11 protein-coding genes and 1 pseudogene are annotated in these 12,395 nt (G+C 49.2%); 4 read left to right on the forward strand and 8 right to left on the reverse strand.

The window, feature by feature from the left end; all coding sequences use genetic code 11:
• Positions 1 to 240: 240 nt before the first annotated feature.
• From CGZ65_RS10055 to CGZ65_RS10070, 4 genes are all read right to left on the reverse strand, one after another.
• A complete protein-coding gene (locus tag CGZ65_RS10055) occupies positions 241 to 1,902 on the reverse strand; it encodes an electron transfer flavoprotein-ubiquinone oxidoreductase (RefSeq protein ID WP_096295710.1) in 1,662 nt (553 codons plus the stop codon).
• A 138-nt stretch (positions 1,903 to 2,040) separates the two neighbouring features.
• A complete protein-coding gene (locus tag CGZ65_RS10060) occupies positions 2,041 to 2,946 on the reverse strand; it encodes a metal ABC transporter solute-binding protein, Zn/Mn family (protein WP_096295711.1) in 906 nt (301 codons plus the stop codon).
• Positions 2,947 to 3,028: 82 nt separating this feature from the next.
• The gene (locus CGZ65_RS10065; protein WP_096295712.1) at positions 3,029 to 3,904 is read right to left on the reverse strand and encodes a metal ABC transporter permease; all 876 of its coding nucleotides are present in this window, start codon (positions 3,902 to 3,904) and stop codon (positions 3,029 to 3,031) included.
• A gap of 213 nt (positions 3,905 to 4,117) precedes the next feature.
• Positions 4,118 to 4,843, reverse strand: a complete 726-nt coding sequence (locus CGZ65_RS10070; RefSeq protein ID WP_096295713.1) for a metal ABC transporter ATP-binding protein — start codon at positions 4,841 to 4,843, stop codon at positions 4,118 to 4,120.
• Positions 4,844 to 5,111: 268 nt separating this feature from the next.
• On the opposite strand from CGZ65_RS10070, the gene CGZ65_RS10075 reads away from it, so the two are divergent.
• Both CGZ65_RS10075 and cytX read left to right on the forward strand, forming a co-directional pair.
• The gene (locus CGZ65_RS10075) at positions 5,112 to 5,414 is read left to right on the forward strand and encodes a DUF2288 domain-containing protein (protein WP_096295714.1); all 303 of its coding nucleotides are present in this window, start codon (positions 5,112 to 5,114) and stop codon (positions 5,412 to 5,414) included.
• A gap of 198 nt (positions 5,415 to 5,612) precedes the next feature.
• A complete protein-coding gene (cytX, locus tag CGZ65_RS10080; RefSeq protein ID WP_096295715.1) occupies positions 5,613 to 6,800 on the forward strand; it encodes a putative hydroxymethylpyrimidine transporter CytX in 1,188 nt (395 codons plus the stop codon).
• A gap of 313 nt (positions 6,801 to 7,113) precedes the next feature.
• Here the strand turns inward: cytX and CGZ65_RS10085 are convergent, their stop codons facing one another.
• From CGZ65_RS10085 to thiL, 4 genes are all read right to left on the reverse strand, one after another.
• Positions 7,114 to 8,496, reverse strand: a complete 1,383-nt coding sequence (locus tag CGZ65_RS10085; protein ID WP_096295716.1) for an alanine/glycine:cation symporter family protein — start codon at positions 8,494 to 8,496, stop codon at positions 7,114 to 7,116.
• Positions 8,497 to 8,764: 268 nt separating this feature from the next.
• Entirely contained in the window at positions 8,765 to 9,133 is a 369-nt protein-coding gene (apaG, locus tag CGZ65_RS10090; protein WP_096295717.1) for a Co2+/Mg2+ efflux protein ApaG, read from the reverse strand.
• Positions 9,134 to 9,241: 108 nt separating this feature from the next.
• Positions 9,242 to 9,730 (reverse strand): phosphatidylglycerophosphatase A family protein, encoded by a 489-nt coding sequence (locus CGZ65_RS10095; protein WP_096296172.1) that lies wholly within the window; start codon positions 9,728 to 9,730, stop codon positions 9,242 to 9,244.
• Positions 9,723 to 10,688 (reverse strand): thiamine-phosphate kinase, encoded by a 966-nt coding sequence (gene thiL, locus CGZ65_RS10100; protein ID WP_096295718.1) that lies wholly within the window; start codon positions 10,686 to 10,688, stop codon positions 9,723 to 9,725. Before thiL ends, CGZ65_RS10095 begins: the two co-directional genes overlap by 8 nt.
• Before the next feature lie 334 nt (positions 10,689 to 11,022).
• Between thiL and CGZ65_RS10105 the strand changes: the two genes are divergently transcribed.
• Both CGZ65_RS10105 and CGZ65_RS15375 read left to right on the forward strand, forming a co-directional pair.
• On the forward strand, positions 11,023 to 11,526 hold the full coding sequence (locus CGZ65_RS10105) for a helix-turn-helix domain-containing protein (protein WP_232507430.1): 504 nt from the start codon (positions 11,023 to 11,025) through the stop codon (positions 11,524 to 11,526).
• Between the two features lie 134 nt (positions 11,527 to 11,660).
• A pseudogene (locus tag CGZ65_RS15375) lies at positions 11,661 to 12,351 on the forward strand (IS3 family transposase); the annotation flags it as partial.
• Positions 12,352 to 12,395 lie beyond the last annotated feature (44 nt).

Below are 12,395 nucleotides of genomic sequence, written 5' to 3' on the forward strand. Positions count from 1 at the left end.
TAATAAAAAGGCCGCCTGAAACATTGTGTTTCAGACGGCCTTTTCGTTTAACAATCAAAAATCAAAACCAATAGCTGAGGCCTTTGTCAAACTTCAGAGTTGAGCACAGTTCAAAGTTAGAGCAGCACAGAAAGCGCAGACATATCATCTAGATAGGCAAGCCTTCGGCAGGGTATAACGAAGAAATGTGTCAAAGATGGGGGTTTTGCAAAGGTCTCGGACTAGCTTTTTCAGACACCCTTACATTGCGCCGTAATTCGGCCCGCTTGCCCCTTCCGGACAATTCCATACGATATTTTGCGTCGGGTCTTTAATATCACAGGTTTTGCAATGTACACAGTTGGATGCGTTGATTTGCAATTGCGGTGCGCCGTTTTCTTCCACGATTTCATACACCGCCGCCGGACAATAACGCGTTTCCGGTGAAGCATATTCTTTGTGATTGATGTCGATCATCACTTGCGGATTTTTCAAGGTCAGATGGCTCGGCTGGTTTTCTTCGTGCGCGATGTTGGCCAGAAACACGCTGCTCAAGCGGTCGAAGGTCAACACGCCGTCGGGTTTCGGATAAACAATCGGTTTGCACGCAGCGGCTTTTTTCAGTTGGTCGTGGTCTTTGCCGTGGTGTTTAAAGGTAAACGGCAGACGGCCTTTGAAAAACAATTGCTCCATCCCGGTGTACATCACGCCGAACAGTAAGCCCCATTGGAATGAGGGGCGCACATTACGCGCGGCATAAAGCTCAGTATGCGCCCAGCTTTGATCGAACAAGGCACGGTATTGCACTGCCTCTTTACCCTGTTCTACGTTTTCTACCTCTTCCAGATTATCCAAAATCGGGAACACGGCTTCAGCAGCCAGCAAGCCTGATTTCATGGCGGTATGAATGCCTTTAATGCGCGGCATGTTTAAGAAACCGGCTGCATCGCCAACCAATGCGCCACCGTTAAACGAGAGCTTCGGAATGCTTTGATAACCGCCCTCAACCAAGGCGCGCGCGCCGTATTCGATGCGGCGGCCGCCGGCAAAGGTGTCGCGAATCGCCGGGTGTGTTTTGAAACGTTGGAATTCTTCAAACGGCGACAGATAGGGATTTTGGTAATCCAAGCCGACCACGAAACCGACGGCAACTTTATTGTCGTCTAAATGATAAAGGAACGACCCACCGTAAGTTTGGGTGTCGAGTGGCCAACCGCTGCTGTGCAACACCAAGCCTTGTTGGTGTTTTTCAGGTGCGACTTCCCAAATTTCTTTAATGCCGATGCCGTAGGTTTGCGCATCGCAGGCTTTATCGAGACCGAAACGCTTAATGATTTGTTCACTCAATGAGCCACGGCAACCTTCGGCAAACAGCGTTTGCTGTGCCCAAAGTTCCATGCCCGGCTGGAAATTATCGGTCGGCTCACCGTCTTTACCCACGCCCATGTTGCCGGTGGCAATGCCTTTCACCGAACCGTCGGCATGATAGAGAATTTCCGACACGGCAAAGCCCGGGTAGATTTCTACGCCGAGTTCTTCAGCCTGCTCGCCTAACCAGCGCACCAATTCACCCAAGCTGATGATGTAATTGCCGTGATTGTCGAAATTGGGGGTAACCGGCAGCGGAATAGCGTGTTTTTCGGTCAAGAATAACACTTTGTCTCGCGTCACTTCCACCCGCAACGGTGCGCCGCGCTCTTTCCAATCAGGCAGCAATTCTGATAAGGCAATCGGGTCAATCACCGCGCCGGATAAGGTATGCGCACCCAATTCGGACGCTTTTTCCACCACACACACGCTGATTTCGCGCCCGGCGGCTTGGGCAAGCTGCTTGAGTTTGATGGCGGCCGACAATCCTGCCGGACCTGCACCTACAATCACAACATCGTATTGCATACTGTCGCGTTCAATGGTTTCTATCATGGTTGATTCCTGATTTTAGATTGTATATAGATTTTTAATATATTATACAGTCGTATCATATTGTTACCAAACGTTACAAGGCCGTCTGAAAACACGGAACGGTTTTAGACGGCCTTGTCTTATTACGTTATCAAGCCATTATTTTTTCATGGCATCGGTCATGATTTTGACGTTGTAGCGGTACATGCCGACATAAGTGTTGGCAGGCGCGTTGCCCAAGGCATCGGAATACAAGTGACCGCTGGCTTTCACGCCGGTTTCTTTGGCGATGCGGTCAATCATGCGCGTGTCTTTGATGTTTTCGGTGAACACGGCTTTAATGCCTTCTCGTTTGATTTGGCGGATAATCGAAGCCACCGCTTTGGCCGATGGTTCTGCCGCACTGCTCACGCCTTGCGGGGCGATGAAATTGACGTTGTAACGTTTGGCCATATAGGCAAATGCGTTATGACCGGTCAACACTTTGCGTTTACCGGCCGGCACACTGTTAAACGCGGCTTGGGTGTCGCTGTGTAATTTTTTCAGTTGGTTTTGATAAGCAGTTAAACGTTGCTCGTAATAGGCTTTACCGGCCGGATCGGCTTTAACCAGTGCCTCGGAAACGTTTTTCGCGTATGTCACCATCAATACAGGGTCGGTCCAAACATGCGGATCGAATTCGCCGTGGTCATGGTGGTGGCCATCACCCTCACCGTGATGATGATGGCCGCCTTCCTGTGCTTTCAATGGCTGAATGCCTTTGGCCGCTTCGGCAAACGGTACTTTGCTCTGCTGCACGGCGCGATGCACATCAGCACCTTCCAAACCCAAGCCGTTGAGCAATACCAGTTTCGCCGAACGGATTTTTTTTACGTCGCCGCTGGTCATGTGATAAGCATGCGAATCTTGGTTAGGGCCGACCAAATTAGTCACCGCCACACGCTCGCCGCCAACCTGCTTGGCCACATCACCCAAAATGCTGAAGCTGGCCACCACCGGCAAAGGCGCCGCATAAGCCGCACCGGACAACAACGCCGCAAACACACCCAATTTCCATTGTTTCATGTTTTATTCCTTTTGATATAACGTAACATTTCAACCATTTTAAAACAGCCTGCCCGGTTAGACAAGCAGGCCGTCTGAAAATTTAACCGACTTTGTGGCGGCGGCGTTTGAGCCATTTGGTTAGCACACCACCCTCCCAGCCGAACACCACCGAGAACGCATACAACACGCCGCAGCACAAAATAATCGCCGGCCCCGACGGGATTTCGATGTGATAAGAAAACAGCAAACCGGCAAAACCGCACAGCAGCGCAATCAAAGCCGCCATCGAAATCATCATGCCCATGCTTTTCGCCCACAACCGCGAGGTAATCGCCGGCAACATCATCAGGCCGACCGACATCAGCGTGCCGAGCGCTTGGAAACCGGCGACCATGTTCATCACCACCAGCACCAAAAACAGCACATGCCAAAAGCCGCCCTTGCCGTTGACCGCCTTTAAAAACAGCGGGTCAATGCTTTCCAACACCAGAGGCCGGTAAATCACCGCCAACGCCAGCGCGGTAATCGACGCAGCTGCCGCAATCAGCGTCAAAGCAGCCACGTCCACAGCCAACACCGAGCCGAACAGCAAATGCAGCAAATCGACGCTGTCGCCGTTTTTACTCACCAACACTACGCCGATGGCCAAGCTGCTTAAGTAAAAAGCCGCAAAGTTGGCATCTTCTTTCAGTGTGGTAAAGCGGCTTACCAACCCGGCCAGCAAAGCCATCAGCAAACCGGCCACAAAGCCGCCGATGCTCATTGCAGGCAGGCTCAATCCGGCAAACATATAGCCGATCGCCGCACCGGGCAACACGGCATGACCCAAGGCATCGCCGACCAAACTCATGCGGCGCATCACCAAAAACACGCCTACCGGCGCGGCGCTCAAAGCCAAGCAGAAAACCGATGCCAGCGCATAGCGCATGAAATCGAATTCGACAAAAGGCTTGATGAATAATTCTTGAATATTCATGATGGATTTCTATGATAGGCCGTCTGAACATTGATGTTTTCAGACGGCCTGAATATTGAGATAGGGTTTCAAACGTTTGATTTATAGTCGTTTAAAATAGAAATAAAACAAGCTGGCAATGGCTGCCGTATACGTCCGGTACATAAGGGAGCTAGGTAACGCTGTATTATTTTTATTTTAAACGACTATATTTATTTGAGGCCGTCTGAAACATTATGCCTCGCACCAATCGGCCGGTTCTTGCTGCTGCATAGCGGCGTTGGCTTGCAGCAAATATTCATCGGCCAACACGCTTTCCGTGGCACCGGCGGCAATTTTTTCCCGCGCAATCAGCAAGGTTTCAGGAAAATACGCGCGCACTTGTTCATAATCGTGCAACACCGCAATCACCGCTTGGCCGCTTTGCTGACAGCGGCGCAATACGTCCAACAAGGCATAAGTGGTGCGGGCATCGATGTGGTTAAACGGCTCGTCCAGCAGCAAAAATTTGGCATTTTGCGCCAACATGCGGGCAAACAACACGCGCTGGAATTGGCCGTTGGACAAATGCGCGATGCTGCGGCGGGCAAACTCCTGCATTTCCACGCGCTCGAGCGCCTCATACACCCGTTTGCGCTGCGCTGCGTTTACCCGGCCGAAAAATCCGATTTCATACCACAAGCCCATCGCCGCCAATTCAAACACGGTCATCGGCTGCGTGCGGTCAACTTCGGCCTGCTGCGGCAGATAAGCGATGTCTTTGCGCTGTAAACCCGCCCAATATACTGCGCCGGTTTCTGCTTTTTCCAAACCCATTACTGCTTTCAACAGCGTAGATTTGCCTGCACCATTGGGGCCGAAAACCGCCCACATGCCGTTATCGGGAAACTCCATCGACACATGATGCACCGCCGGACGGCGTTGATAGCTGACAGTTAAATTATCGACGACAATACTCATGTACCGACCGCCCAAAAATAAATGCCCCACAGTGCGCCGAGTGCGGCCAGCGCAATCAGCAACCGTTGGAACAATCCGGTTAATAAAATCGAATTCATGGCCAACCCAATGTTTTCAGGCGGCCTCTGACAGGCCGTCTGAAATAAATAGAAAGTTGTTAATGATACTGTATAACAGTATGTTTGTAAATCCGATTGTCCCGCTACAAATCACTACATGATTTGGGTTAAAATACGCCCTTTCACAACCTACACTCAAAAGCGCGCCCATGTCCGCCCCCTTGCTCAATGAAAAATTAAACACCGAAACCGCCCGCATCGCATGGGCGGAATTACAGCCCCATTTCGCCCGCGGTGCTGCGGTTTATGTGGCACCCGATTTGGATTTGATTGAAATCGCGCGCTATGTTGCCGACGATGCCGCCGTCAAATTGCAGCCCTTGATGGCAGACGGCAAATTCGGCGTGGTCAGCGAAGACCAAGCACGCGTGTTTTATGCCGACAATCAGGAAATGTGGGCGGTGGTGGTCGCGCCGTGGGTGTTGGTACAACCCGTGGTTGAGGCCGTCTGAACGTATCATCGTTGCGTTTTTAGTTTTAACTCATTTTCTTTTTGATTGATATTTTCAGACGGCCTGACTATTCTGTTTGGCCGTCTGAAACATTCAAGCTCTCCACCAACCGGTGTTTCGATTCATTTTTCCGCCTGGTCATTCACACATCAAAGCCTTATAATCCGCTTGTTATCAGCCACCCTTGCGGGATTCGTCATGACATCAAACAAACTTTCCACCGCCGCCAGCGGCCTGATTTGGTTCGGCGCGGCGGTTTCCCTGAGTGAAATCCTAACCGGCACATTTCTCGCACCGTTGGGCTGGGAACGCGGTGTGCAGGCGGTGATTCTCAGCCACATTATTGGCTGTTCGTTATTTTTCTGTGCAGCATTAATCGGTGCGCAAACCGGCAAAAGCGCGATGGAAACGGTTCAACGTTCATTCAGCATTCGCGGCTCGGTATTGTTTTCCAGTGCCAACGTGCTGCAACTCATCGGCTGGACGGCAATTATGATTTACACCGGCGCGCAAATTGCGGCGGCATTAAGTGATTCGCTGTGGGGCTTCGGCTCACCGGCGGTTTGGGGAATATTTGTCGGCCTGCTGATTGTCGGTTGGCTGTACCGCGGCGGCAGTGATGTGGGTTTATTGAAAAAAATCTCGCTGGGCTTGATGTTGTTGGTAACGCTATGGCTAAGCACGCGCGTGTTCGGCAACACCGGCGGCATGCAAACGGTTGAGGGGCACATATCATTCGGTTTGGCAGTAGAGCTTTCTGCCGTCATGCCTTTGTCTTGGCTGCCACTGGTGGCCGACTACACCCGCCGCGCCGCCACCCCGAAAGCCGCCACCATTGCGGCGGCTTTGGCGTATTTTGTAACCAGTACATGGATGTATTTATTGGGCTTGGGTGCAGTATTATTTTTGCAGGAATCGGATATTGCCAAGATTTTCTTGATGGCCGGTATCGGCATCGGCGGCGTGTTGGTGGTGATTTTATCGACCGTCACCACCACGTATTTGGATGCCTATTCCGCCGGCGTGAGCAGCAAAACCATTTTCAGCAAAGCCAATGAAATCCACGTCGGCGCGGCAGTGACTGTTATCGGCACCATCTTGGCCATTACCTTACCCGTCACCCGATTTGAAAGCTTTTTACTGATGATTGGCTCGGTATTCGCGCCGATGGTGGCAATTTTGATTGCCGACTATTTTGTGCTGAAACACGACACTTCACAGCATGAATTTGATTTTGTCGGCTTAGGCTTATGGTTGGCCGGTTTTCTGCTGTACCGCAATTTTTTAACCGATGAAACACCGCTGGGCATTACTTTTCCGGTAATGGCGGTGATTTTTGTGGTGACGATTATTGTACGCAAATTGATTATGTGCGCGTGGGCGTGACGGCAAAATAAAACCATTCCAAATACCCCAAAGCCGTCTTCTGAATGATTTGTTTTCAGACGCCCTGAGAGCTTTGCACTATCCCTATTTTTGGCACTTCTTCGTTGCACGCCGCTCGAAAGTTTGCCTATCTTCATGATATGTCTTCGCTTTCTGTACTGCTACAACGTCGAACTGCACTCAAATCCAGGGTTTTGCAAAAGTCTCGGCCTATTTATTTCCTCATCCACTAAACATAAAAAATACAAAAAGGATAACAAAAGGCCGTCTGAAACATTTCCGTTTCAGACGGCCTTTTCATCCATCACATTAATCAGTGTGGCAACTCGCCGTTTTTGACTTTTTGTTTAAAATCAAGGGTTTCGCTGACAATCACTTTAGATAACAGCAACAAAGCAATCAAGTTTGGAATCGCCATCAGGCCGTTGAAGGTGTCGGCGGCCAACCAAACCAAATCCAAGCTCAATACGGTGCCGAGCATCACGGTGGCAACATAGAACACGCGGTAAATATTGGCAAAGCCATCGCCGAATACATAAGTCGCGCATTTTTCACCGTAGTAACACCAGCCCAAAATGGTTGAGTATGCGAAGAAAATCAAACCGATGGTCACAATCCAACCGCCCACACCCGGCAGTAATTGCTGGAAAGTTACGGTAGTCAGGGCAGCACCGCTCAACTCCGGTTTCACAAACTCATCACCTGCACCCATCAATCCCATTACCAACACGATGCCGGTAATCGAACACACCACAATGGTATCCAAGAAGGTTCCGGTCATCGACACCAAAGCTTGGCGCACAGGATGGTCGGTTTTGGCCGCTGCCGCCGCAATCGGCGCCGAGCCCATACCGGCTTCATTCGAGAACACACCACGCGCCACACCGTAACGGATCACCATGCCGAGCGCACCACCGGCCACTGCCTCACCGGTAAAAGCATCACGAAAAATCAAGCCGATTGCAGGCGCAACCATATCCAAGTGCATCAGGATAATCAACAAACCACCCAACACATAAAATACCGCCATCACCGGCACAATCACCGAAGCTGCTTTAGCAATACCGCGGATACCACCCAATACTACAATCACAGTCAGCAAGGTCAGTACTGCACCGGTTAGGCTAGGTGTGATATTAAAACTGGTTTGCACCGCTTGGGCTACTGAGTTTGACTGCACCGAGCTGCCGATACCGAACGATGCGAATGTGCCGAACAGCGCAAAGGCATAGGCCATCCACTTCCATTTGCTGCCTAAGCCTTTTTCGATGTAATACATCGGACCGCCGGACATCTCGCCTTTACTGCTCTGCACACGATATTTTACCGCCAACACACCTTCGCCATATTTGGCGGCCATACCGAAAATTGCGGTAATCCACATCCAAAATACTGCGCCCGGACCACCGACCACCACTGCAGTGGCCACACCGGCGATATTACCGGTACCGATAGTGGCGGATAAAGCCGTCATCAACGCACCGAAGTGGGAAATGTCGCCTTCATGGTCTTGACCGCCTTTTTTAGAATGCGGGCGGAACGCTTGTTTTAATGCGTAGCTCAGCATGCTGAATTGCAAGCCTTTGAGCATAAACGTCAGCACTACGCCGGTGCCGACCAGCAATACCAACATAACCGGCCCCCAGACCCATCCACTGACTACATCGAAGAATGATTTCAATGCCTCCAGCAACATCTCTCCTTTGTCATTTTTGTTAAGGTAGATTTATTTCAGCATAAAACGTTAATTTTTGCAATGTTATGTACGCAACTTATTATCGCCAATCAGGAATGATTTTGGCTTTCAACCAGCTAAATTATTATTTTGAAATAAAAAATAAAATACCAAAATTATGCTAATTTTTGCCAAACTTACTGCATAATTTAAAAATTTATATTGAAATACGCAACAAATTATCAAAAAAATGCCGTCTGATATTATTTCAGACGGCATTTCAATATAATTATTGCAAGGTAAAACCGGCTTTAAAATCCAGTTTCGGCACACCGACAATAAAGCGTTTGCCAATACTGTTTTCAAATTCATACGCGCCTTCAATGCTGCCCCAAGGCGTACTGATTTGCGAACCGCTGTTGTATTCGTATTCTTCACCCGGATATAAAACCGGCTGCTCTTCGACCAAGCCCGGATGACCGACTGACTCGGTTTCGCCATGGCCGTCAGTGATTTCCCAGAAACGCTGACGCAAGGTTACCACCTCGTCGCTACGATTACAGATCGTAATCACATAGTTGAACGCATAACGGTCGCGATAGACATCGCTTTGCCCAGCCACATAGCGTGACTGTACATTGATTTCAATTTGATTCATGTTGTTTACCCCGTATGGTAATATTTTTTTAGTGAGTTTTATAAAAAGCCATCATCTTGATGACGTGCATTTTGCCGAGATATGCTTCCGGTCAAAATGTCGGATTGTTTACACAATCCATGCCGTGATATGCAAAATAATCAAAGTCATGAATGCCGCGATGATATCGTCCAGCATAATGCCCAAACCGCCGTGAACGCGGGCATCAAACCATTTGATCGGCCAAGGTTTAATAGCATCAAACAAACGGAACACGACAAATGCCGCCAACCACCAGTGCCATTTAAACGGCACAAACGCTAAAATCAGCAGCATGGCGACAATTTCGTCCCACACAATACCGCCGTAATCCTGAATACCCAATTCTTTTTCAGTATGATTGCAAATCTGGATACCCCAAACAAACAGACCCAAGCAAATCAAGGCCAGCCACCAGCCGGTAATGCCCGACAAAGATAGTATAAACGCAATGGGCAAGGCCGAAAGCGTGCCGAATGTGCCCGGTGCAGCCGGTGCCAGGCCACTGCCGAAACCGAATGCCAGAAAGCACAACGGTTTTTGTTTCAACCATAAAAACGTTGGTTTAAAATCAGCCAAAATGATCAAATCCTAAAGAAATTAATGCAATTTCCGTGCCGTCTGAAACGGAGTTTACCACTTTCAGACGACCTGTATCCGTAATTTTACCGATGCGTGTAATCGGTGTGTCACTTTTTTGCGCAGCAGCCAATAATGCTTCACGATAATTTTGCGGCGCAGTAAACACCAACTCATAATCATCGCCACCAGCTAAGGTGTATTGCAACCATTGTTCACGAGGCAATACTGCTTTTAATGACGGCAAAGTCGGCACCTCATCTGCCCAAATTTCCGCACCGACATTCGAAGCAGCCAAAATATGGCCGATATCCTGAGCCAGACCGTCTGAAACATCTTGCGCGGCATGCGCCACATTCAATATCGCCTGCCCCAACGCCACACGCGGCATAGGTCTGAGCAATTCTGCTTCACACTGCTGAAAAATTTCAGATGGCAAATCGCATTGTTTCAACACACAATTCAAAGCCGAAGCGGCCAAGCCGATTTTTCCGGAAACCCAAATATCGTCGCCGACTTTTGCTGCATCACGCCGCAAAGCCTGCCCTTGCGGCAACTCACCGATAATTGTGACATTAAAAACCAAATCACCACGGGTAGTATCACCACCGATTAAGGTAACACCAAAGCGTTGCGCCAAATCAAAAAAACTGTTGCAAAAACGACGCAACCAATCTTCATCCAATTCACGCAAGCCGGCGCTTAACAAAGCCCATTTTGGTTTTGCGCCCATCGCCGCCATGTCCGAAATATTGACCGCTAATACCTTCCACGCCAAATTTTCGGGCGTAATACTTTCGAAAAAGTGCTTTTTTTTCAAAAGCATATCCGCACTAAAACATAAATCACACCCGGCCTGAGGACGTACAATCGCCGCATCATCGCCAATACCCAGTACAACTTGATGGTCTTGCTGCTGGTTTTGCAGGTATTTTCGAATAAAATCAAATTCCGTCATTTAGACTTCCCAAAAAAGTAAACCACATTATAAAAATGGAAACAACTCTAACCATGTGTTAAAAAATAATTTTTATACAAATGATTGAATTATTTAATCTATCTTATCATTTTATCGCAAAGTCAATTGCCTGCGTCGCCAGTTAATCAGATCAAACCATGCCGTTTATGATTCAGACTGCCTGAAATCAATATAAACCCAATTTACCATCAGTATCGCCAGCAATAAAAAAATAAAAAAACCCCGCCAACTGAACTGCACCCCAAAAGTTGGACACCATCCCCAACTTATGAGGTGCAGTTTTTTTATGGCAAAGTATTCAAACGGATTCAAGTTGCAAGTAGTAAACTACTATTTAGAGGGACATGGTGAAAAACATACAGCCAAAGTTTTTTGCTTAGGCCATGCTGCCGTACGCAAACGGGCAACCCGTTATGTTCTTCATGGAGGGGACGGCATCAACCGATGGTCGGGTATTACCGTTTATCCTTTGGATTTCAAGTCGAACGCCGTCAGAATGGTCATAAATGAAGGGCTGTCCCAAAAAGGGGCATCCGCCCGGTTGAACCTGCCGACCGGTTCCCTACTCACCCAATGGCTGTGTCGGTACCGCCAATACGGCACCGGCGGTTTGAAAGCCAAACCGGAAGGCAGGAAGCCTGTGAAGAAGCCCAAGCAACCTGAGGCCGCCCCAAAAGCCGGCCATCTCAAAACCAAAGAAGGGCTGATGGAAGAACTGCTTTACCTTCGTGCAGGGACGGCCGTCTTAAAAAAGCCCGATGCCTTAATCCGGGAGGACGGAGTGCGGCAGAGCGAAGCCGGATCGTCGCAGGATTAAGGCAGGACTATCCTTTGAAACTGCTGCTGACAATTGCCGGACTGCCGCGCAGTACCTTCTGCTACCAATTGGCTGCTCAATCGGCAGAAGACAAATATGCCGGTTTGAAACAGCATATCCTCACTGTTTGCCGGCAACACAAAGGACGGTACGGCTACCGCAGGATAACGGCGGCCATCCGTCATACAGGGACATCGGCCAACCACAAGGCAGCCGGCCGCCTGATGGCGCAGATGGGCCTGAGGGCAGTGATACGGCAACGCAAATACCGCCCGTTTAAAGGAGGGGCGGTAGAACTGCGCCCAATATCCTGCTACGCCATTTCAAAGCGGAAAGACCGAATAAGAAATGGGTTACGGACGTTACCGGGTTCAATGTTGCAGGAGGGAAGCTGTATCTGCCGCCGGTGACGGATTTGTTTAACGGGGAAACCGTCAGCTGCCGTATCCAAACCCGGCCGGCTTCCGATTTGGCCGGCAAGATGCTGAAAGAGGCGTTTAAGACATTAATGCCGTCTGAAAAGCCGATACTGCATTCGGATCAGGGGGGCAGTATCGAATGCCCTTTTATCAACAACAGTTAAAAGACAAAGGATTAGTGCAGGGTATGTCCCGTAAGGGAAACTGTTTGGACAATGCGGCGGTGGAAAGTTTCTTTGGAACGTTGAAGCCGGAATGTTTCCATACCTGCAAATATGCTTCTGTTACCGAATTGGAAACAGCCTTGCATGAGTATATTCATTATTACAACCACGAGAGGATTAAGCTCAAATTAAAAGGACTGAGTCCTGTACAGTACAGGATTCAGTCCTTGAAAACCGCTTGATTAAACTGTCCGGCTTTTTGGGGTCAGTTCATACGCGGTTTTTT

Origin of the sequence: Neisseria weixii (assembly GCF_002327085.1) — a bacterium.
Lineage (GTDB): Bacteria > Pseudomonadota > Gammaproteobacteria > Burkholderiales > Neisseriaceae > Neisseria > Neisseria weixii.

Excerpts from the sequence above, each read along its gene's own strand:
- CGZ65_RS10055 (WP_096295710.1), bottom strand. The coding sequence starts at position 1,902 with ATGATAGAAACCATTGAACGCGACAGTATGCAATACGATGTTGTGATT.
- CGZ65_RS10060 (WP_096295711.1), bottom strand. The coding sequence starts at position 2,946 with ATGAAACAATGGAAATTGGGTGTGTTTGCGGCGTTGTTGTCCGGTGCG.
- CGZ65_RS10065 (WP_096295712.1), bottom strand. The coding sequence starts at position 3,904 with ATGAATATTCAAGAATTATTCATCAAGCCTTTTGTCGAATTCGATTTC.
- CGZ65_RS10070 (WP_096295713.1), bottom strand. The coding sequence starts at position 4,843 with ATGAGTATTGTCGTCGATAATTTAACTGTCAGCTATCAACGCCGTCCG.
- CGZ65_RS10075 (WP_096295714.1), top strand. The coding sequence starts at position 5,112 with ATGTCCGCCCCCTTGCTCAATGAAAAATTAAACACCGAAACCGCCCGC.
- cytX (WP_096295715.1), top strand. The coding sequence starts at position 5,613 with ATGACATCAAACAAACTTTCCACCGCCGCCAGCGGCCTGATTTGGTTC.
- CGZ65_RS10085 (WP_096295716.1), bottom strand. The coding sequence starts at position 8,496 with ATGTTGCTGGAGGCATTGAAATCATTCTTCGATGTAGTCAGTGGATGG.
- apaG (WP_096295717.1), bottom strand. The coding sequence starts at position 9,133 with ATGAATCAAATTGAAATCAATGTACAGTCACGCTATGTGGCTGGGCAA.
- thiL (WP_096295718.1), bottom strand. The coding sequence starts at position 10,688 with ATGACGGAATTTGATTTTATTCGAAAATACCTGCAAAACCAGCAGCAA.